The following is a 20,356-nucleotide window of genomic DNA, read 5'->3' as shown; positions in this document are numbered from 1 at the left end:
CGAGCGAAGGCACTCGTACTAGAGGAGGAAGATGGTCGAAAACCTGAAGGGACCCGGATGATGCAAGACATCCGCTGCGGCCACTGCTGCCGCAAGCTCGCCGCCGCCAGCGGCTTCCTCGAACTGCAAATCAAGTGTCCGCGCTGCCGGACACTCAATCACCTGAAGGCCCAGAGCCTCCCGCCAGAACGCCAAGAGCCTCCGCAACCACGAGTGCCGGAATGCAACAACCTACCCTTGGCAGCCTGTTCGCAGGCATAGGAGGCTTTGATGTCGGATTTGAAAACGCTGGATACCGCACGGCCTGGCAAGTTGAACTCAACCCCGTCAACCGGGCTGTGCTTGCCGATCGATTTCCCCATGCACGCCAGTTTGAAGACGTGCGCCAGTGCGGCGCTCACAACCTCTGTCCCGTCGATGTCCTTACCGGCGGCTTCCCCTGTCAGGACATCAGTCTTGCCGGTGTCCGGGAAAGCAACAAGGATCGACGCGGGCTGCGCGGCGAACGCAGCGGCCTTTTCTGGGAAGTCATACGAATACTCAAGGAAATTCAACCTCGCTGGGTGGTGCTTGAGAACGTCGTTAACCTGCTCGCTGTCAACAATAGCCAAGACTTTGAGACAGTCATCAGGGCCCTTGCGGACTGCGGGTATGTGGGATTCTGGCGAGTGCTTAATGCTCAATATTTCGGAGTCCCCCAGCAGCGTCGTCGCGTATTCCTGGTCGCCGGTTATCGAAGAATGCCCCCCATGGAGCTGCTGGCTGACGCCGCTCCAGTGGACGCAATATCTCCGGCGTCTAGCTCGATCCGATGGCCTTTACCCGCGGATGCCTGGGCTGCCAATACTCTATTGGCGAATAAAGCCGGATCACAGATCACTCTGGGCTGTACCACTTTCGTCGCTCAGCCGAACGGATGGAATCAGATGGTTGAGCGGCAGCGAGCGTCTGAAGATGATGGGCTTTGCCTCGGACTGGATGCGGCCAACCTTGCGGAGGCTTTCGGTGCCGGAAATGCCGTTGTTGCGCAGGTTGCGGGTTGGATTGCAGAGAAACTGATGGCTTCCGGCTGAAAAAAGGACCAAGTCATATATCGACACGAAAGCAGGAAGCCAGCACGACCAAGACGTTCTGGCACACCTAACCGTACGGATATTGTACGGGTTAGGATTGACAAAGATGCAGCGTACGGCTATCATCCGTACGATAAGAAGAATATGAATAAATCTACATTAATTAGAACGTCAGCGCGAAACGAGAGGAGTGGTAAATGAAGAATGGTGATGAGCACCAAATCCGGAAGCGTTACCGGAAATAAAAAAGCAAAAAAAGGAAATTCATAACTTACAGCACAGCACATGACAGGTATACACCATGACGATCACAAACGAGAGCCTTAGCACAACTAAGAGTGCACGACTTGAAATAAAAACAACAGATTTCGCAAAAGAATTTATAAAGCGAGCCGCCTCGATCTCTGGGTTGGATATGACCGCCTTCATAATGACTTCGGCATTTGAAAAGGCACAAGCGGTTATGGAGAATTATCGAAAAATAGAAGTTTCTGAACAGGCTTTTTCTCGGCTACAAGAAATACTCCGAGAAGACGAAAGCACGGAGCCTACACAGGCTCTAACAAACTTAATGAGGGGGAAACATGAAGACCGACGAGACGCTAAAATGTGATATTGACAGCAATATGCTGGATAACTTCGAAAGTTACAAATTCCCTAAAGCGTTCAGTTGTGGGGAAGACGTGATCGATGTCTACTATAAAAGTAATCTCAAACGCGCGCTGAAAAGTGAAAATGTTAACGCTATCGGAGCTATCTCTTCTGCTGGCGATGTTGTCGGTTTTTGTACCTTGACCTTGTCTGACATTGACAGGGCCAAGGTACGTAGCGTTATTCCAGGCTCCAATCTTCCATCACGTATTGCCGTTGTGCGCTTGGTAATGCTGGGGGTCGATAAAAAATATCAAGGTATCGGCATAGGTCAACGACTCTTGATGAATGCGTTCATTCAAGCAGTAAAAGTTCATAAGCAGATCCCCATAAAAGGGGTATATTTGGACTCTGCACCAAGCGCGGTCAAATTCTACGAGTCCTTGGGCTTCAAGAAAATTGATGAACCTGACGAGAACCAGAGCACACCAATGATACTCGGGATCAACGCGATACTTAAGGCATAGTCCGGATTTAGTTATAGCACCAAACCTCTCCCACAGAATATGTGGTTTACACCTATGTCGTTATCAATGTCACCTTGCAGAAAAGTGCCATTGATAACGGATTGGAATAAATATCAATATACGAAAATCGTAGAGTAATTGGTTGAGGCTCAACCCATCCTAGGGTTGGCTTTTAGCAAAAAATCAGATTGTTGCACGCAGCGTGGAAATACGGGCGTTAAGATCTACAATCAAGCGCTCTATCCCCTCTCCATTATTCAGATAGCGAATATTTCGGAGGTGCGCCAAGTCAAATGGTATATCATCCGCATGTTGAGTAATTAAGATAACCTCTTTGCCGAAGGCGTGTGCGATACCTATTTCGTAAAAGACGTTTGCGTTTCTCCCTGAACAATCACAGATCACTATTGCCGAACGATCAATTAGGGACACAATGTCTAGGATAATCTCATGATGTTCCCAAATATTGTCTGCCCTACCTGCACGCATTCCATTCTCAGCAGCGACGCGTTGGATCGCCAACCAAGTTTCATTAAATCCAGCAAAAGGCATCATGGCGGATAAGAGATCTCGATCAACCTCTTGCGCCGCAGGCAAGTTAAATAAGCTAGGGGTCCTTGAGCTTACGCTGCGCTGGGTCAGCAGTAGATGGAAAAGGTCGATGTTCTTTACCGCCCAATGCGTTCTGGAAATTGAAGCTGGCCCCCACCTTGTTGACGGAATCCCAAGTAGTGTTGCAAGTCTGATTATGTCCCCTTGCGGGATTGGTGGAATGGCAGCATCAAAATAATATTCAAGGGCAATCACATCGCCCCCTGATTCTCTTACATGAGTGATTCTACCAACTCTGCCAGATTGTTGGCGATTCCTATCGGTTTCTTCAAGGAAAAGCACGGGGTGTTTAATTAGATCCTGGTAGTTTGGCATTCCATTAATCGTGAATTGCGTGCGGATTTCCGTATCCGTATATTCAAAAACCCTGCTGTGCCAAAAGGTGTCGCGCCCTTCGTTCCAAGGAGATGACTTAACTAGAAGGTTAAACATTGATATCTTCCTTTTTTTGCGATATTTAAATTATCAATAAGTAGTTGTGATATGCAGGGTGGTGCGCGCTATCAGTGCTCGTTGACACATACGAAGGAAAATTTAACTCGGCAACTAGCTTGAGCTTCTTGGGAGCAGGTCTTGATGTGTCGCGCCTGCTCCCACGCTAATAACAATTTTACAGTTATTGATCTAACTAATTGTTCGCAGTTTTTTCTCAAGATCTGTTTCAAGCTTTGTAAGCCCTTCTCCGTTCTTTAAGTAGATAAGCGCTCTGTGATGCACCATGTCAGAGGGAATATCTTGGATTATTTGTGCTAAGGGTACGACTATTTTCCCTAATGTATGGGCTATTCCTGTTTCGTACATTACGTTTGGGTTTTTTCCAGAGAAGTCAACTATCACTATTTTGGCTCGGTAGATCAAACTGAAAATATCTTGAATTATTGAGGAGTTATCCCAAATATCATCTGCCCTTAAACATCGATATCCTGCATTTGTACAGGCACTCTTGATTGACTGATATACACCATCAAACCCTGCGAACGGCATCATAACCGTAATTAAGTCACCCTCGACTTCCCCGTCAGGTATGGAGAAAACATTAGGTGCGAAAGAGATTTTCTTCTCGGAGGGTTTTGCGGAAATATACGTGATATTTTGATCTGGATACCATTGATCCAAATATCCCTTGAGAGTATTAAGTGCATCGGGGTTATGATCGGACATTGCTCTCAAAACGCTAATGATGTTGCCGCCATAATCTTGGTCGCCGAAGCTCAAACTCCTGAGGAGTCTGGGATGTCCCGAAATAATGTGTGAACTGTCGGTGAGAAGCCCTGCCTCCTCCCAATTGCTCGAGGTGAAATCCTCCTCGATACGTCGCTTTAAATCTAAGATCAATGGCGCGTTGTATTGACTCATTATTTTCACCTTTCCTTTGGATGATGCATCTGATCGCACTAAATTTAGTTTGCAAAATGGCTATGCGCCATTGCGGCTGTACGTTTTTTTGACAGGTGTTGAAGGTGTCAAGGGCGCGCGCTTGCAATGCGTCGTCTGCCTCCCGAGTTTCGCCCAGTTCAACGGCCCTTGCTCGGCATACGTCAGAACCAGGGCCGCACCCTATGTCGAGTGGTAATCAGGTGCTTCCAAAGGGGGATGCGTGCATCTGAGGGGGAAGAGGTGATCGCGATAAGGCCGTACCCGCACCAGCGACCGTAGGCGGCGGGCTAAGCTCGGGAAAGGTCATGCCCACTGAGGTGGGTGACGACCGCGCTTTGCCGATCGTGGTTATAAAGAATACTGGCTAGATCCACTGCAATTGATGGTTAGGTCTAATGCAAACGAGTGGTCAGCCAGCCCACCACCAACGGGGCTTTTCACTCCACCCTATAAAGTACCAGCGTACCCGATCAGGATTCGTACCCTGCCCGGAAATGTCGTGCGCTCCATAAAAACCTCAGGAGAAAGCACTTTTCCCCCTCCCGCCGACGGGCCTTGGGTTCTTTTTTTATGAAAAGGCGCGGGGTGGTGCAAACGATGCCCCACCCAGGCCCGCTACGTACGCTGGAGGAGGGAGGGCAATGGCACGGTCTGCAAAGGTCGGCAAAGGAATGAAGCGATCTTGCACAGCGTCCAGAGCAAGAAAAATCGGAGGCTGATTGCCGGAGGCCACGGTTTTCAAGGGGAGCGCACGGAAAAGCACGGGTTTCGGACGGTTTCCGTCTTCAGTAGCGGTCGCATTTTGCATGCGCCTAAGGCCTGATCACATTCTGCGATCCGGCCTGGCTGCCTTACTTTCTGAGAGTGGTAGCCATTGCGAGCGGGGGCATCCGACGAGTGGGATGCCTGGCCGGGGAGGCCATGGGGAAGGCTTGTTACGTGCTTTGTTACGTGTAGCGGAAAAAACAAAGGCCTGCATCGCTGCAAGCCTTTGATTTATATGGTGCCGGCACCAGGAGTCGAACCCGGGACCTACTGATTACAAGTCAGTTGCTCTACCAACTGAGCTATACCGGCGTGTTAGGGCGACGATTATAGCGATTGGCGAGGTTCTGTAAACCCCTGATATCTGACTATTTTTGCGAAGGTGGCGTTCTTGTGATCCGCCCATGCCGGCAACCCTGGGCTTTGTCCTGATCCGCCGACCGCGCCGCCTCGATCGCCATCAGCAACCGGTCCGCTATTTCAGCCGCCTGCTCGGCCGATGCCACGTTGGTAAAGGTCATCAACAACCCACCTTCCTGCCCAGCCGCCACCTGCCAGCGCGACAACGGCTCAATCGACAATCCCGCCGCCCGCGCCTGCTTGGCTATGCGGCTATCCGGCACATCAATCAACACCCGCACCAACAGATTGATCCCCCCCGCCTGCGGGTCGACCTTCAATATCCCGCTGCCCACCTCTTCCAACGCCTTGACCAGCAACGCCCGACGCGCGCTGTACAACTGGCGCATCTTCTTCAAATGTCGAGTGAAGTGCCCCTGGCTCAGAAAGTCGCTGACCGTCGCCTGCAACAGTTCCGGGCAGCGATTGCGCCACAGCCGCGCGACCTGCTCAAAACGCTCGACCTGTTCCCTCGGAACCACCAGATACGCCAGCCGCAACCCCGGAAACAGCATCTTGCTGAAGGTCCCGGCGTACAGCACGCGGTCATGCACATCCTGGCTCTTCAGCGCAGGCAGCGGTCGCCCTCGATAGCGAAACTCGCTGTCATAGTCATCTTCCAGTACCCAACTCGACTGCACTTGCGCCCAATCGAGCAGGGCCTTGCGCCGCTCCGGGCTCAACGCCACGCCCAATGGGCTTTGATGAGCCGGGGTGACCACTGCCAGCCGCGCCTTCGGATTCAGGCGGATACCGTGTTCTACCCGCAGACCGTCGGCATCCACCGGCACCGGCACCAGCTGCACGCCGCGATTGAGCAGCATCTGCCGCGCATGCACATAACCAGGGTCCTCAAACCAGCAACCCTGGCCCGCCATCTCCAGGCTTTCGCAGACCAGTTCGAGCACGGCGTTGTAACCGGTGCAGATAAACACCTGATCCGGCGTGCACTGCACGCCTCGATACAACCCCAGGTACGTGGCAATGGCCGAGCGCAGCGGCGCATAGCCTCTCGGGTCGCTGAAGCCCAGACCGGCCATATCGGTTTGCCGGGCACGCTGGGTGATCAGTCGGCTCCAGAGTTTTCGCGGGAACGCATCCAGCGCCGGAAGTCCCATTTGCAGGGGCCGCGGTTGATCCTGTTCCGTCGGCGCCACCGTTTCTGCTGACGAACTCGGGACCGCCTTCACCGGCAGATCGAGGGCAATGACCGTCCCGGCCTGCCCACGCGCCGTCAGGTAGCCCTCGCTGATCAGCAGCTCATAAGCCGCCTCAACGGTGCCCCGCGCCAGGTTGAGTTCGGTCGCCAGGGCACGTACCGAAGGCACGCGATCGCCGGGGCGCAATTGGCCTTCATCGATAGCGCTGCGAATGCGTCGATAGACCACCAGGTATTTGGGCAACCCCGGTTCAATGGCGGCTTTGACTATGGGCATGGGGTTTTCCGTGGTCATGCAGAACGGACGCAGTTTAACCCCATGGCTGGCCCTATTCAGTAGCGCTCATGTCCCAAACGGCTTGCTCGATCTTGGCCCTGTTGGCCGGTTTCAACGCGCCGCAGACTGCACCCCATGATTTCACCCACCTCAAACGGGAGCCAACCATGACTCAACGTCTCAACTACTTCGACGCCGCACCCCTGGGCTACAAAGCGCTGTTTGGCGTTAAAAGCTATCTGCAAAGCTGCGGGCTCGACGCGCATTTGATCGATCTGGTGTACCTGCGGGTTTCGCAGATCAATGGCTGCGCCTTCTGCATCAGCCAGCATTCCCGGGACCTGATCAAGCTGGGCGTGAGCCTCGACAAGGTGCTGCTGGTGCCGGTCTGGCGCGAAGGCGGTGCGTTGTTCGACCGCCGTGAATGCGCCGCCCTGGCCTGGGCCGAAAGCGTGACCCGGGTGCACGAAACCGAGGTGCCCGACGAGGACTTCCAGGCCGTTTGCGCTGTGTTCGGCGAAAAAGAAGTGGCCGATCTGACCCTGGCAATCGCCCTGATGAACGCGCTTAACCGCGTCGGCGTCAGTTTTCGGCTGGTGCCGGCCAGCGTGCGTCAGCATGGGGAAACGTCCAATGAACAATGATCTCGAATACGCGCTGATCGAAAGCAAAGCCCAGTGCCGCGAGTGTTTTGCCGTGATGCAGGAACTGCGACCGCATCTGACCGACGTGGAGTCCTTTGTCGAGCAGGTCTTTCGTCAGGGCGAGCAGGGCTTTCGCCTGCTGGCCCTGCGTGAGCAGGGTCAGGTGATCGGCCTGGTCGGGTTTCGGGTGACGGAGAACACCCTGTATGGGCGTTTCGTCTATGTCGATGACTTGGTGGTGACGGTTTCGCAGCAGCGTCGCGAACTGGGCGCCGGGCTGCTGGAGGAGGTGCGCCGGCATACGCGAGCCTTGGGTTATCGCTATCTGGTGCTCGATACCGGGATGCATATGCCGTTGGCGCAACGCTTCTATTTCCGTCAGGGGTTGTTGGCCAAAGGCATGCACTTTTCCCAGGACCTGAATGCGGGGCAGACGTTATGAGCCGCGCCCTGTTGTTGAATTTCAGCCCCCATGGCAAGGCCGCCCGGGTTTATCGCCTGGCCGCCGAGGTGTTGCGCGACTGGCCGGGCCTCAGCACGCTCATGGATCGCCAACTGGGCGCTGAGCCGTTGCCCGTCTTGACCGGCGACTACGCGGCGGCCGTAACCTCGGTAGCCGGTATGGAGAACGTGGCGATCCATGCGTCCGAGCGGCAGATCGTCGAGCTCGAAACCAGCGATCTGCTGGTGCTGTGCACGCCGCTGCACAATTTCACGCTGCCCGCCGCCATGAAGCTGTGGATCGATCATGTGGTGCGCATTCAGCGCAGCTTCGGGGTGAACGGCGCGGGGGAGAAGTTTGGTCTGCTCAAGGATCGGCCGACCTTTGTGTTGGTCAGTTCCGGGGGCTTGATTCAGGGCGAACAGGCTCGCCAGCCGGACTTTCTCACGCCTTATTTAAAGGCGATCCTCAATTCCATTGGCATTCATCAGCTGACGTTTATCTATCTGCAAGGCACCGTTCGTGGTGGTGAGGCGGTTGAGCACGGCGTGATGGCCGCTCGGGAGACTTTGTTGGCCGGGCTTCAGGCAAATTGCAGGAGCCGGCTTGCTGGCGATGAGGCCTGTGAGCCTTGCATCGCCTGATCGGACGAAATCGCCAGCAAGCCGGCTCCTACAGGGTTGTGGTGTTTTTGGAAGGGGCTTCAGGCTCGGGAAAAGTCCGCGTTATATCGGTTGACTGGAATGCTTATGCACAAGTGACAGGTCGTTAAGGCGGATGAGGATGCGAATTTGTGGACGCGTTCTCATCACGTCGCAACTATCTGTTTTTCCGGTGCTTTATTTTATGAACAAAAAATGACCAGACAGCTTTTTCCTCTGTAGGCATTGTTTTCCGGGCGTCTGTGGGAAAAGCATCAACAGAGTTATCCACAGGCTGCGCGCGGGATCTAACCGTTAATGGCGCTCTGCCAGTAGCAGAAGATTGCGCGGCGTCAACGGGCTTTCGCAAAATAAGCCCAGGCGTACCGCATAGCCTTGCTCTTCGAGGAACAGCGCGCGGTCCAGCACCAGCCAGAGTTCCAGCGGGCGGCGGAACAGACCGCGCAGCAGTTCCAGATTGCGTACTTGCGCCAGCCGTTGCCAGCCCGCGGCTTCCAATTCCGCCCAGTTTTGCTCGCCGACTGTGGATAACTCCTTGAGCGCGGCCAGGTCGCGGCAGTAGTCGGCGAAGGGTTTGTCGAGCCAGGCGCTGGGCAGCGAGGGTGTCGGCAGGTAGTCGTCGGTTTGCCGCAGACGGCGTTGCAGCAGGTCGAAGGCCAGGCGCCGGGCCATGGAGGTGTCGCGCTGGCGACGAACCCGGGCGCCGGCGGTAACGGTTTCGCTCAGGGGCAGGGCGAGGTCGTCCAGTGATAGATGCAGGGTTGAGGCTTGGGCGGCGGCGGACAGAGGTTGGTAGTCGGCGGCGCTGATGCGGTTATAACAGCACGGGGCGATGGCCAGCTGGCGGCAGCCAGCGTGGCTGGCGAGTTGCATCAGGCGCACGTGGAGGTCGCCGCAGGCGTGGAGGGCGACCGGGGTGTGCTCGGCGCTCAGGCGGGCGGCGGCATCAGGCGCGAGGACGTCTTGTTGCAGGTGTTGGGCGGGCAGGCGGTGGTGCTGGCTGAGCTGCTGGCCGCTGGCGATCAGGGCCGGGTCGTATTCCAGGCAGGTCAGGTGTTGGCCGGGTTGCAGCAGGCGGCGGCCCAGGTGGCCTTTGCCGGAACACCAATCGAGCCAGTGGGTCGGCGATTGGGCGAAGTCCAGGCGGCTGGCGAAGGCTTCGATCTGTTGCCATTTACGCCCGGGGACGTCGACGTTCAGGCGCTGATTGGCGGGGGGCAGGGCGTTGTCGGGGAGGGCTCCGATGGCGGCCAGGGTTGCGGATTCGGTAGCCAGCGCGGCAAACGGCGCGGGGGCGGCGAGGTGTTCCGGGTGGTTGTGGCTGGCTTCGGCGTCGTCGAGGCTGCGTTGGCGGAGCCAGGTGGCGAGTTCCGGGTGTTGGGTTTCCCACGGCAGGTGCAGGTGGGTGAAGGGGCGCGGGCGCCAGAGGTGCTGGTGTGCCGAGAGGAATGTGTCCAGGGCCCTGAAGCGGGTTTGCAGGGTGGGGCCTTGGAGGATGGTGGGCATGCTGCGGGTTCCGGGGTGGCGTCTTCGCGGGTAAACGCCAATTTAAAGCAATCGTGGGACCTGTAGGAGCCGGTTTGCTGGCGATGGCGACGGTGAATGTTACACCGCAATCGCCAGCAAGCCGGCTCCTACAGGGGATCGCGTTCAGGCTGTATGTCGGCAGGGGACTTTAAGTCCCTTGTGCGAACACCCTCACCGCCCCTGACAGGCATCCACCCGCATCCAGCGCTCCACCTGCTTGAACGCCTGCACCAGCAGGAACGAGATCACCAGATAGAACACCCCCGCCGTGAAGAACATATCCACCGTCAGGTAGTTGCGCGCAATGATGGTCCGGGTCATACCGGTCAGTTCCAGCAGCGTCACGGTGCTCGCCAGCGAGCTGGCCTTGAGCATCAGGATCACTTCGTTGCTATAAGCCGGCAGACCAATCCGCGCCGCGCGCGGCAGGATGATGTAGGCCATCGCCTTGGCCCGCGACATCCCCAGCGCCCGCGCTGCTTCGATCTCGCCCGGCGGAATGGCCTGGATCGCCCCCCGCAGGATCTCGGCAATATACGCGGTGGTATGCAGCGTCATCGTCGCCGTCGCACACCAGAACGGGTTGCGCAGGTAAGGCCACATGAAGCTGTCGCGAATCGCATCGAACTGCGCCAGGCCGTAATACACCAGGAACAACTGAACCAGCAGCGGCGTCCCGCGGAAAAAGAAGATATAGGCGTAGGGCAGGGACCGCACATACCAGAGCTTCGACGCCCGGGCGATACCCAGCGGCACCGCCAGGATCAGCCCCAGCACCACGGCAATACCCACCAGTTCCAGGGTCAGCACCGCGCCCTGGAAGAACTTCGGCAGCCATTTGAAGATGACTTCCCATTCCATTATGTGGTCCTCACAAAACCGCGAGCGGCACGTTTTTCCAGGAAATGCATGCCGGTCATGGCCAGGACGGTCAGGCCCAGGTACATAAAGGCTGCCACCAGGTAGAAGGTGAACGGCAACTTGCTGAACAGCACGGCGTTCTGCGCCTGGCGCATGATTTCCTCGAGGCTGATCACCGACACCAGCGCGGTGTCCTTCATCAGGATCATGAACAGGTTGCCCAGGCCCGGCAGGGCGATGCGCCACATCTGCGGCATGATCAGCCGGGTGAAGATCCGCACCTTGGACATGCCCAGTGCGACCCCCGCTTCCCGATGCCCTTTGGGAATCGCCAGGATCGCCCCGCGAAACACTTCCGTGGCGTAGGCGCCAAAGCACAGGCCCAGGGCGATCACCCCGGCGGCGAACGGGTTCAAGGCCAGTTCGGGATTACCGAATGCCTCGCCCAATGCGCTCATCAGGTTGACGGTGCCGTAGTACATCAGCAGCACCCAGAGCAGTTCCGGCACGCCGCGCACCAGGGTCGAGTAAGCACCCCCCAGCCATTGCAGCGGTTTGTACGGTGAAGTCTTGGCCAAGGCGCCGAGCAGCCCGAGCACCAGTCCCAGGCACAGGGCACAGAGCGCAAGCTTGACGGTCATCAGCGCGCCGGCGGCGAGCGCCGGGCCGAATCCATAGAGGTCGATATTCATGGGCAGAGGCAGGCTTTACCAGGGACAGCCGACACCTTGCGTTGAGGTGCCGGCCATCGGGGCAGGTCAGAGGATGCTGAACGGGAAGTACTTGTCGTTGATCTTCTTGTAAGTACCGTCGGCGATGATTTCTTTCAGCGCGGCGTTCAGCTTCTCACGCAGTGCGTCGTCTTTCTTGCGCACGGCGATCCCGATCTTGTCGCTTTCTTCCACCGGGTTGCCCTTGAACTCGTAAGGCTTGCCGGCTTCGCTCTTCAGCCATTCATAGTTGACGTACTTGTCCGCCAGGATGGCGTCCAGGCGCCCGGCCTGCAGGTCGAGGTAGGCGTTTTCCTGGGTGTCGTAGAGCTTGATGGTGACGTCGTCGCCCAGGTGGTCATCCAGCCAGCTGCCGGCCAGGGTCGCGCGCTGGGCGCCGATGATCTTGCCCTTGAGCGAGTCTTTGTCGGTCTTGAAATCGGCGTCTTTCTTGGCCGCGATGAATTGCAGCTTGTTGGAGTAGTAGGGGTCGGTGAAGTCGACCGCCTGCTTGCGTTCTTCGGTGATCGACATCGAGGAGATCAGGAAGTCGAACTTCTTGGTCTGCAGGGCCGGAATGATCCCGTCCCAGTCGGAGGTCACGACCGTGCACTCGACCTTCATCTTGGCGCACAGGGCGTCGCCGATGTCCTTGTCGAAGCCCACGACCTGGCCGCTGGCATCCTTGTTGTTGAACGGCGGGTAGGCGGCCTCGATCCCCATTTTCAGGGTTTCGGCAAAGGCACTGGCGCTGAAGGCCATGGAGACGGCAGCGGCCAGGAGGAGTTTTTTGCAGGTCTGCATACGTGTTGCTCCGTTAGCGGTTGCTGGACATGAATTGTTTGCAGCGCGCCGACAGCGGGTTGTCGAAAACCTGCTGCGGGGTTCCTTGTTCTTCCACCAGGCCCTGGTGCAGGAACACCACTTCACTGGACACCTGGCGGGCAAAGCCCATTTCGTGGGTGACCAGCAGCATGGTGCGGCCTTCTTCGGCCAGGGCACGGATCACGTTGAGGACCTCCTGGACCATTTCCGGGTCGAGGGCCGAGGTCGGCTCGTCGAACAGGATGACCTTGGGCTGCATGGCCAGGGTGCGGGCGATGGCCGCGCGCTGTTGCTGGCCGCCGGACAGTTGCGAGGGGTAGGCGTGGCGCTTGTCGGCGATACCGACCTTGGCCAGCAGCGCTTCGGCCACTTCGATGGCCTCGGCCTTGCTCTGGCCGAGCACCCGGCGCGGCGCCTCGATGATGTTGTCGAGGATGCTCATGTGCGGCCAGAGGTTGAAGTTCTGGAACACAAAGCCGATTTCGCTGCGCAGGCGGTTGATCTGCTTGCCGTCGGCGGCCACCAGCTCACCGTTCTTCGCGGCCTTGAGCTTGAGTTCCTCGCCATTGACCAGGATCTGGCCCTGGTGCGGGTTCTCCAGCAGGTTGATGCAACGCAGGAAGGTCGACTTGCCGGAACCGGAGGAACCCAGGATCGAGATCACATCACCGTCGCGGGCGGTCAGCGAGATACCTTTGAGTACCTCCAGCTCACCGTAGCGTTTGTGCAAGTTGCGGATTTCAAGCGCGGGCGTGGCCTCAGCCATGTGCGGTCCTCATTGTGTTCTGTCGTGCTCCTGCTATTGGCGGCCTTCCTGGCGAGCGCCAAGCTAGCATAGGGAAAAGCCGGTGCAGGACGGATGGGTGACAGGTTGTCGCATCGGCACAGCAGTCTGTCGCCCCGGCAACAACCGAACAGCCGTTTGATCCGTGTTCCTGACTCGGCAGTCGCTTAAAAAAGGGCGCGATGGTGCCAGCTTTGGCCAAGGGTGGGAAGGGTAAACCCGCTGAGCGGGCATAGGTTCGCCCCGAAATGGGGCGTTACGCTATTTTTTGAGTGTTTCTGGTGCGACCAGCAGGTCTAAATCTGGGTGCCTCGGTAACGTCTTGGCAAATAGCCATTAATCTCAATAGGTTACGAATTTCCTTTGGTCGGGTGTGCAGGTCACGGAAACCGGACTCCTGTAACATTTTGGCGCAAATATTGCGTAAAAAATAAAATACGCCCCCGTTGGATTCCTTCTACAAGGTTTTCGGTGTGTAGGGCGCGCTCTTCATTGCATAGGTAGTCTCAATGAGCAGGACGCAAGTTTCCAACAACCTGGAGCAAGGCCTGAAACCGCGGCATGTGACCATGCTGTCGATTGCCGGGGTGATCGGTGCGGGGCTGTTTGTCGGCTCCGGGCACGCGATTGCCGAAGCCGGCCCCGCTGTACTGATGGCCTACGCCGCCGCCGGGACCCTGGTGGTGCTGGTGATGCGCATGCTCGCCGAAATGGCCGTGGCCTCGCCGGATACCGGTTCCTTTTCGACCTACGCCGACCGTGCCATCGGGCACTGGGCCGGTTTCACCATCGGCTGGTTGTACTGGTGGTTCTGGGTGCTGGTGATCCCGCTGGAGGCCAACGCCGCTGCGACCATCCTGCATGCCTGGTTCCCCAATGTGGCGATCTGGGCCTTTACCCTGATCATTACCTTGTTGCTGACCGCGACCAACCTGTTCAGCGTGAAGAACTACGGAGAGTTCGAGTTCTGGTTCGCGCTGATCAAGGTGATTGCGATCATCGGCTTCGTGGTGCTGGGCCTGCTGGCGATCTTCGGCCTGTTGCCGGGTAGCCAGGTCAGTGGCGTGTCGCATCTGGTCGATACCGTGGGCTTTATGCCCAACGGCCTGGGCGCGGTGCTGGCGGCTATGTTGACCACCATGTTCTCGTTCATGGGTACGGAAATCGTCACCATCGCCGCCGCTGAATCGAAAGACCCGGGCAAGCAGATCAGCAAGGCCACCAACTCGGTGATCTGGCGTATCGGCCTGTTCTACCTGGTGTCGATCTTTATCGTGGTAGCGCTGGTGCCGTGGAATGACCCGAGCCTGGCGGCAGTCGGTTCCTATCAGGTGGTGCTGGATCGCATGGGCATCCCGAATGCCAAGCTGATCGTTGACCTGGTGGTGCTGGTGGCGGTGACCAGTTGCCTGAACTCGGCGCTGTATACCGCTTCGCGGATGCTGTTCTCCCTCGGCAAGCGCGGTGATGCACCGGCTGTGGCCAAGCGCACCAATGGCAGCGGCACGCCTTACTGGGCGGTGATGCTGTCGACGGCGGCGGCCTTCCTGGCGGTGTTCGCCAACTATGTCGCGCCAGCGGCGGTGTTCGAATTCCTGTTGGCCAGTTCCGGTGCCATTGCGTTGCTGGTGTACCTGGTGATCGCGGTGTCGCAGCTGCGCATGCGTCGTGAGCGTATGGACAAGGGCGAGAAGATCGACTTCAAGATGTGGCTGTTCCCGGGGCTGACCTGGGCGGTGATTGTGTTCATCGTCGCGGTGTTGGCGGTGATGTTGTGCCAGGAAGCCCATCGCGTCGAGATCCTCGCCACGGGCTTGCTCAGTGTGCTGGTAGTGGCCGCCGGGCTGCTGGTGGCACGCCGTCGCCGGCTTGAGAAAGCCGGGCGGGTGGTGTTGAACTGAGGCGTTGTGGCGGCTAGCCGGCGGCTTTCTGTAGCGCCTGCGACGCCGCCACATAGTCGGCCTGGAAGGCCGGGCTTTCGATCCAGGCCAGGGCCGCTTCCTCAGTGGCCTCGGTGGACCACTGGCGGTATTCGATCAGTGCCGAAAGGATAAAGTCCGTCGCTTCCTCCTCGCCTTCCTGTTCCAGCACCAGTTCCAGCAACGGGTCCTCCAGGAACACGCTGCACATGGCCAACTGGCTGCCGTGCTCGGCATCACGCATTCTCTTGAACAGATCCGTCAGGTCGACCGACGCGAAGTCGATCCGGTCGTCATCCACCGGCAGCGTCTCGGCCGGCTCGCTGGCGCGGCGGGTGCGGTTCTGCTTGGCCTTGGCTTTCGCCCGTTGCGCGCGTTTGTCTTGCTTGTTCTGGGATGCCATGGGCTCGGGTGCTTTCACAAAGTGGTAAGCGGGCAATTATCCTCCGTGAGCCGCCGCAATTCCAATCTTCCCCGGCGTTCCCGCCAGCAACTCGCCCTTCTCCAGCCAGTTCAGCGCAATCGGCCAAAGCTTTTCCTGGTACTGGCTACGGAAGAAGGCGAAATGTCCCACCTCTGTCTCATCGATATCCTCCGGTGCAAGGCGCAGGTGAGTCCGGCTGCTTGCGCTGAAATACGCCAGCAGCCGTTCGATGGCGGCCACGGTGCCGAACGGGTCGTCGGTCAGGCTGACCGCGAGGATCTGCGCCTTGACCCGGGCAAACGGCAACGCCAGCAGCTTGCGTCCGCTGGGGCGTTTTTCGTAGCGAGCGGTCGGCGTGCTCCAGTCGCGTACTACCCCGGCCGGTGTGTCTTCCAGCCAGCCGAGGCGCTTGCCGGGGAAATAGCCGTAGAGGCCGGTCAGCAGCGGCATGACCAGGTGCCATTTGCCGAACATCTTCCAGCGGGTAGCGGGCGCATAGTCGCGCCAATAGGCGAATTGCGCGCCGACAGTGACCACCCGGCGAATCAACGGGCCCGAGGCCGCCAGCCCGACCGCGCAGCCGCCGAAGCTGTGGGCGACCACATCGATAGGCTGGCCGGGATATTCCCGCGCCGCCCGTTGCAGCATGGCTTCGAAATCCAGCGCGCCCCAGTCGGTCCACGAGGCCTTGAGCCCGCGCAAGGTCGCCGGTCGCGATTCGCCGATGCCGCGATAGTCGTAGGTGAGGACATCCATGCCATTGGCAAACAGGTAGTCGGCAAAGCGCGAGTAATGCCGGCAGCGCACCGAGGTCGCGGCATTGATGATCACCACGGGACGCACGCTAGCGCTGTCACCGTGACGCCAGGCGAAACCGCCCAGCGCGAAGCCGTCGGCAGCCCGCTCAACAAAGGGCTCGGCGCACAAGGCGTCGGGCGAGAGACAGGGCTGGCGGTTGATCGAACTCATTGGACGGCTTCCTGGCATGGAATGTGTCTGGTCATTTAACGGTATTGGCGCCCCAATACAGTGCTTGCAGCTGGGCAAATTGATGGCAGATACTGCGGCTTCTATCGGTGCACGAGGCGCTGGCCTGCTGGCTGCGGCTGTTTCAACAAGGGAATGCCATGTTCCAGATAGACCGTAACAGCAAGACGCTGTTGGTGGACCAGATCAGAAACGCGATCATTGCCCGTATTGAATCCTTCCAGTGGGTCCAGGGAGGGCGACTCCCGTCTGTGCGTGCGCTGGCCAAGCAGCTGGGCGTCAGCATCTTCACGGTGAGCAGCGCCTATGAAGACCTGGTCGCGCAGCACATCATCGAGTCGCGTCCGGGGGCGGGTTATTTCATCCTGGCCTGCCATTCGGTCGGTCCGCTCAAGGACGTTGACACGCTGGTGCCACCTTCCAGTGAGCACTCGAGTTTTCTCTTTCGTGCACTGGATCCGACGCAATACGATATTCCCGTCAGCTCAGGCTACCTGCCACCGGCCTGGCTGGCCGACGCGGTCCCGGCTTCCGTGACCGGGCGGCTGATTCGTAACACACTTTCCTGCACCACTCCAGCGCCCGCGGCCGGCAGCCAGGACCTGCGGGCAGTAATTGCGCGCAAATTGCGCGAGGTCCATATCAACGCCTCCAGCAGCCAGGTCGTGGTCACCATGGGCGCCACCCATGCGCTTTCACTGCTGCGCAGTATCCTGCTGGGGCCCGGGGACTATCTGCTGGTGGAGGATCCCAGTTACCTGTTGCTGCAACTCAAGCTGATCAAGGAGCGGGACTTCAAGATCATCACCGTCCCCCGGCTGAATGATGGTCCGGACCTGGCGGCGATGGAAGCAATGTTGATCAAGTATCGACCGAAACTGTTCCTGACCCAGACCCAGGTGCACAACCCTACGGGCGGCAGTACGTCTCCGGAGAAGGGGTTCAAGCTATTGTCGCTGGCCCGCCAGTATGATTTTCATATCATCGAGGACGATATTTTCGGTGCGCTGTCGTCCCGGCAGACGCTTCGGCTCGCCAGTCTGGATGGCTGCGAAAGGACTTTCTATATCAGCGGTTTCAGCAAGGTACTGAGCCCGGCGTTGCGCCTGGGCTATGTGGCGGCGCCACTGGCCTTTGTCGAGCGGCTGGTCGAGCAGAAAATGTACAGCGTGCTCAGCGGCTCGGCGATTGACGAAACCATCGTGACCTACACGCTGGAGTCCGGTCGTTATCAGCATCATCTGGATGCGCTGGGCCAGCGGGTCATGCAGGAGCGCTCAAGGGCACGGGAGTGGCTGGGGGCTGTCGGTGTGGTGTTTGACGAGCACGGCGCTGAAGGTTTGTTTCTCTGGGGGCGCCTGCCGGAGTATGTGAATATCCCGAATCTGGTCGAGCAGGCCCATCACGCCGGAATATTGCTGGCGCCAGGCTCCTTGTTCAGCAATACCAGTGAGTATGAGCAGTACATCCGCTTCAATGTCAGCCACTGCAATCATCCTGGATTCAAGCGTTTTCTCCAGGCGCATATCACGTCGGTGCTGTCCATCGAACACGGTGCCTGAGAACGTCGCACGCGAGCTCAGGCGTTGGTTGTGCTGCGCAGGATCTGTCCGCCAGCGGCTTCGATCATCGAGCTGAGCTTTTCATACTGGCCTTCGGGGATGAAGGCCCCGAGAAAGACCGAGCCGAGGCTGCGCTGCCAGAGTTTGAAGTAGCGCTCCAGGCTCATGACTTCGCTCAGGTTCTGGTAGGAGAAGATGGTGCCTTCAAGGATGATGACCTCATCGCTGTCCTGCAGATTCTGAATGCACAGCTCGTCATCCACTTCCGAGTTGTTGATGGTCAGTCTGATGTTCTCTATCCAGTGCAGTGGCCTGCCGTCATGGCTCAGCCACACGGCGGGTTCGGCATAAAAGGATTTCAGTGCAGATCCAGTGGTTTTCGTCGACATGGATGGCTCCTGTTCACTTTTTCTCGGCTTTGAACCGCAGGCATGTGCAGTCCAGTGTCCATTGGCCATTGCTGTCCAGCAAGTCGGCAGCCAACTCTTCGGTCACTTCATTCAAAAACGCATCTTGCGATTCGACGGGCAGCAAGGCCAGGTAGCGGGCACCGAACTTTTGCAGCCATTGGGCAATCGAACAATCCAGGGTCACCGGGCGTTCGAACCAATGAATTGAATTGACATGGAACCCCGCGTTTTCCAGCACCCGCTGATAAGCCCCGGCTGTAGGCAGATAAAGCTGATCGGCGATTTCGAAGTCAAGGGATCTACGCGCCAGTGAGTCGCGTAGCGCGCGCCGCAGGATTTTCTGGTGTCCGGCCCCGGCGAATTCGCCGACGAAACGTCCCCCTGGTTTCAGGGCTTCATAGATCCCGATGGCCACCTGGTCCGAGCGCTGCATCCAGTGCAGTGCGTCATAGCTCAAGACCGCGTCGAACTCCTGATAGAAGTACAACTGTTCGGCATTGCCATGGCGTACTTCCAGTCCTCTGGATCGGGCTGCCGAGACCAGTCCCGGGTCGTTGTCGAACCCCACCACCTGATTCCCTCCGCGTTGGAGTTGTTCGCTCAGGTAGCCGTCGCCGCAGCCGATATCAAGGAGCAGTTCGCCGGGCTTGGGAGCCAGCAGTTCAAGGACTGCCCTGGCAGTATGGTCTATCAAATGGATGTCACGTTCATCCCGCACTGCCCCCCTATGCTGCGATTCACCGCTCGGACAAAAAAATGTCGAAGAAGTCATGCTCGAGATTCCATTCTAGGGCGAGGGCGGCGCGGCCACCGGGCGAGGAGTCAGGTACGTTTGGACAACCAGACCAAGATGATGACAATAGCGCAGACTAATGGCGTCAGCCAGTTCCAGGTTTCGCCCATCAACCAGATCGAGAAGCCGAAGGTGAAGAACGGTTGCAGCAACTGCAGCTGGCTGATCCGCTGGATGCCACCGAGTGCGAGGGCACGGTTCCAGGAAAAGAAGCCCAGCAGCGAGTTGACCAGCGCCAGGAACAGCAGGGCGGCGACGCCGGTGCCCGGCAGGTGGGCGATGGTGTTGCTCTCGAAGAGCCACAGGCTGGCCGGCAGCAGCACCGGCAGGCTGATGACCAGGGTCCAGCACATCACCTGCCAGCCCGGCAGTTCCTTGGACAGCGCGCCGCCCTGGGCATAACCGAAGCCGGCCAGCGCAACGGCACCGAGCAGGGCGAGGTCACCGATGTAGATGTCGGAAACATTCGACTTCATCACCGTGTACGACATGACCACCAGGAAACCCAGGGTGGAGACCGCCCAGAACGCCTTGGATGGCCGGGTGCCGGTGATCAGGGTGCCGAAGATCGCGGTCGACAGCGGCAACGCGGCCAGGACCACGCCGCCGTGGCTGACGGGCACATACTGCATGCCCAGCGCGGTGAGGATCGGGAAGCCGTAGACGATCCCGGTGGAGGTCAGCAGCATGCGCTTGATCTGCGAGCGGTTCGGAAGGCTGGCGCGGCCAATGAGCAAAAAGGGAATTGCTGCGAAGGCCGCGATCACCGAGCGAAAGATCCCGACCTGGACGGCGCTCAGATCGCCCGCGAGCATCTTGGCCGCGGGTAAGGTCATGGCAAAGGCCGCCACTGAGATCAGGCCCAGGAAGTAAGCTTGCAGGTCTTGATTCTTGGTTTCTGGAAAGCGGGCTACGTTGGCTTGCGTCATGCTGACGGCTCCTTTTGGTGGTGGGGAGGGATCCGGGGCGGCCGGGTATCCGTGAACATGTTCTTCAGTGCGTGGAGGGGTCATTTGCACTGGCCTT

General features: G+C 58.3%; 22 protein-coding genes and 1 tRNA gene. 9 read left to right on the top strand and 14 right to left on the bottom strand.

Annotation, left to right across the window (positions count from 1 at the left end):
- The first annotated feature begins 57 nt into the window (after positions 1 to 57).
- The 4 genes from CWE01_RS28855 (at position 58) to CWE01_RS28840 (ending at position 2,191) form a co-directional block, all read left to right on the top strand.
- Entirely contained in the window at positions 58 to 261 is a 204-nt protein-coding gene (locus tag CWE01_RS28855) for a Com family DNA-binding transcriptional regulator (RefSeq protein WP_100943975.1), read from the top strand.
- Positions 222 to 1,073, top strand: a complete 852-nt coding sequence (locus tag CWE01_RS28850) for a DNA cytosine methyltransferase (protein WP_100943974.1) — start codon at positions 222 to 224, stop codon at positions 1,071 to 1,073. The genes CWE01_RS28855 and CWE01_RS28850 overlap by 40 nt, the downstream gene beginning before the upstream one ends.
- A gap of 301 nt (positions 1,074 to 1,374) precedes the next feature.
- Positions 1,375 to 1,686 carry a DUF1778 domain-containing protein gene (locus tag CWE01_RS28845; protein ID WP_100943973.1) on the top strand — a complete coding sequence of 104 codons (312 nt, stop codon included), beginning with the start codon at positions 1,375 to 1,377 and terminating at the stop codon, positions 1,684 to 1,686.
- A complete protein-coding gene (locus CWE01_RS28840; RefSeq protein WP_100943972.1) occupies positions 1,658 to 2,191 on the top strand; it encodes a GNAT family N-acetyltransferase in 534 nt (177 codons plus the stop codon). The genes CWE01_RS28845 and CWE01_RS28840 overlap by 29 nt, the downstream gene beginning before the upstream one ends.
- A 183-nt stretch (positions 2,192 to 2,374) precedes the next feature.
- Here CWE01_RS28840 and CWE01_RS33640 read toward each other — a convergent pair whose 3' ends face one another.
- The 4 genes from CWE01_RS33640 to CWE01_RS28820 all read right to left on the bottom strand — a co-directional run bounded on the left by CWE01_RS33640 (position 2,375) and on the right by CWE01_RS28820 (position 6,780).
- Positions 2,375 to 3,235, bottom strand: a complete 861-nt coding sequence (locus CWE01_RS33640; protein ID WP_177410523.1) for a hypothetical protein — start codon at positions 3,233 to 3,235, stop codon at positions 2,375 to 2,377.
- Positions 3,236 to 3,427: 192 nt separating this feature from the next.
- Positions 3,428 to 4,159 carry a hypothetical protein gene (locus CWE01_RS28830; RefSeq protein ID WP_100943971.1) on the bottom strand — a complete coding sequence of 244 codons (732 nt, stop codon included), beginning with the start codon at positions 4,157 to 4,159 and terminating at the stop codon, positions 3,428 to 3,430.
- Positions 4,160 to 5,181: 1,022 nt separating this feature from the next.
- Positions 5,182 to 5,257: transfer RNA gene (locus CWE01_RS28825), tRNA-Thr, on the bottom strand.
- A gap of 56 nt (positions 5,258 to 5,313) precedes the next feature.
- Positions 5,314 to 6,780: a PLP-dependent aminotransferase family protein gene (locus CWE01_RS28820; RefSeq protein WP_100943970.1), complete on the bottom strand. Its 1,467-nt coding sequence runs from the start codon at positions 6,778 to 6,780 to the stop codon at positions 5,314 to 5,316.
- A 167-nt stretch (positions 6,781 to 6,947) separates the two neighbouring features.
- Here CWE01_RS28820 and CWE01_RS28815 point away from each other — a divergent pair, with 167 nt between their 5' ends.
- The 3 genes from CWE01_RS28815 to CWE01_RS28805 are packed head-to-tail and all read left to right on the top strand — an operon-like array spanning position 6,948 to position 8,510.
- Complete coding sequence (locus tag CWE01_RS28815) at positions 6,948 to 7,424, top strand: carboxymuconolactone decarboxylase family protein (protein WP_100944061.1); 477 nt, start codon at positions 6,948 to 6,950, stop codon at positions 7,422 to 7,424.
- Complete coding sequence (locus tag CWE01_RS28810; protein WP_100943969.1) at positions 7,414 to 7,866, top strand: GNAT family N-acetyltransferase; 453 nt, start codon at positions 7,414 to 7,416, stop codon at positions 7,864 to 7,866. The genes CWE01_RS28815 and CWE01_RS28810 overlap by 11 nt, the downstream gene beginning before the upstream one ends.
- Positions 7,863 to 8,510, top strand: a complete 648-nt coding sequence (locus CWE01_RS28805; RefSeq protein ID WP_100943968.1) for an FMN-dependent NADH-azoreductase — start codon at positions 7,863 to 7,865, stop codon at positions 8,508 to 8,510. Before CWE01_RS28810 ends, CWE01_RS28805 begins: the two co-directional genes overlap by 4 nt.
- 312 nt (positions 8,511 to 8,822) lie before the next feature.
- Here the strand turns inward: CWE01_RS28805 and CWE01_RS28800 are convergent, their stop codons facing one another.
- The 5 genes from CWE01_RS28800 to CWE01_RS28780 form a co-directional block, all read right to left on the bottom strand.
- On the bottom strand, positions 8,823 to 10,034 hold the full coding sequence (locus CWE01_RS28800; RefSeq protein ID WP_100943967.1) for a methyltransferase: 1,212 nt from the start codon (positions 10,032 to 10,034) through the stop codon (positions 8,823 to 8,825).
- A 192-nt stretch (positions 10,035 to 10,226) separates the two neighbouring features.
- Positions 10,227 to 10,916 carry an ABC transporter permease gene (locus CWE01_RS28795; RefSeq protein WP_100943966.1) on the bottom strand — a complete coding sequence of 230 codons (690 nt, stop codon included), beginning with the start codon at positions 10,914 to 10,916 and terminating at the stop codon, positions 10,227 to 10,229.
- Positions 10,916 to 11,608 (bottom strand): ABC transporter permease, encoded by a 693-nt coding sequence (locus CWE01_RS28790; RefSeq protein ID WP_100943965.1) that lies wholly within the window; start codon positions 11,606 to 11,608, stop codon positions 10,916 to 10,918. The genes CWE01_RS28795 and CWE01_RS28790 overlap by 1 nt, the downstream gene beginning before the upstream one ends.
- A gap of 66 nt (positions 11,609 to 11,674) precedes the next feature.
- Entirely contained in the window at positions 11,675 to 12,430 is a 756-nt protein-coding gene (locus CWE01_RS28785) for an ABC transporter substrate-binding protein (protein WP_100943964.1), read from the bottom strand.
- Between the two features lie 13 nt (positions 12,431 to 12,443).
- Entirely contained in the window at positions 12,444 to 13,217 is a 774-nt protein-coding gene (locus tag CWE01_RS28780; protein WP_100943963.1) for an ABC transporter ATP-binding protein, read from the bottom strand.
- 527 nt (positions 13,218 to 13,744) lie between these two features.
- Between CWE01_RS28780 and gabP the strand changes: the two genes are divergently transcribed.
- On the top strand, positions 13,745 to 15,136 hold the full coding sequence (gabP, locus tag CWE01_RS28775; protein WP_100943962.1) for a GABA permease: 1,392 nt from the start codon (positions 13,745 to 13,747) through the stop codon (positions 15,134 to 15,136).
- Between the two features lie 13 nt (positions 15,137 to 15,149).
- Here gabP and CWE01_RS28770 read toward each other — a convergent pair whose 3' ends face one another.
- Both CWE01_RS28770 and CWE01_RS28765 read right to left on the bottom strand, forming a co-directional pair.
- Positions 15,150 to 15,557, bottom strand: a complete 408-nt coding sequence (locus tag CWE01_RS28770) for a hypothetical protein (protein WP_100944060.1) — start codon at positions 15,555 to 15,557, stop codon at positions 15,150 to 15,152.
- Between the two features lie 36 nt (positions 15,558 to 15,593).
- A complete protein-coding gene (locus CWE01_RS28765) occupies positions 15,594 to 16,547 on the bottom strand; it encodes an alpha/beta fold hydrolase (protein WP_100943961.1) in 954 nt (317 codons plus the stop codon).
- A 158-nt stretch (positions 16,548 to 16,705) separates the two neighbouring features.
- Here CWE01_RS28765 and CWE01_RS28760 point away from each other — a divergent pair, with 158 nt between their 5' ends.
- Positions 16,706 to 18,127, top strand: a complete 1,422-nt coding sequence (locus tag CWE01_RS28760) for a PLP-dependent aminotransferase family protein (protein WP_157815301.1) — start codon at positions 16,706 to 16,708, stop codon at positions 18,125 to 18,127.
- Positions 18,128 to 18,144: 17 nt separating this feature from the next.
- Here the strand turns inward: CWE01_RS28760 and CWE01_RS28755 are convergent, their stop codons facing one another.
- The 3 genes from CWE01_RS28755 to CWE01_RS28745 form a co-directional block, all read right to left on the bottom strand.
- Positions 18,145 to 18,516 carry a hypothetical protein gene (locus tag CWE01_RS28755; protein WP_100943959.1) on the bottom strand — a complete coding sequence of 124 codons (372 nt, stop codon included), beginning with the start codon at positions 18,514 to 18,516 and terminating at the stop codon, positions 18,145 to 18,147.
- Positions 18,517 to 18,529: 13 nt separating this feature from the next.
- Positions 18,530 to 19,231 (bottom strand): class I SAM-dependent methyltransferase, encoded by a 702-nt coding sequence (locus tag CWE01_RS28750; RefSeq protein ID WP_157815300.1) that lies wholly within the window; start codon positions 19,229 to 19,231, stop codon positions 18,530 to 18,532.
- Positions 19,232 to 19,359: 128 nt separating this feature from the next.
- Entirely contained in the window at positions 19,360 to 20,259 is a 900-nt protein-coding gene (locus tag CWE01_RS28745) for a DMT family transporter (protein WP_100943957.1), read from the bottom strand.
- Between the last annotated feature and the right edge of the window lie 97 nt (positions 20,260 to 20,356).

This window comes from Pseudomonas sp. QS1027 (assembly GCF_002814235.1).
Classification (GTDB): Bacteria; Pseudomonadota; Gammaproteobacteria; order Pseudomonadales; family Pseudomonadaceae; genus Aquipseudomonas.
This window is presented reverse-complemented; position numbering and strand designations above follow the sequence as displayed.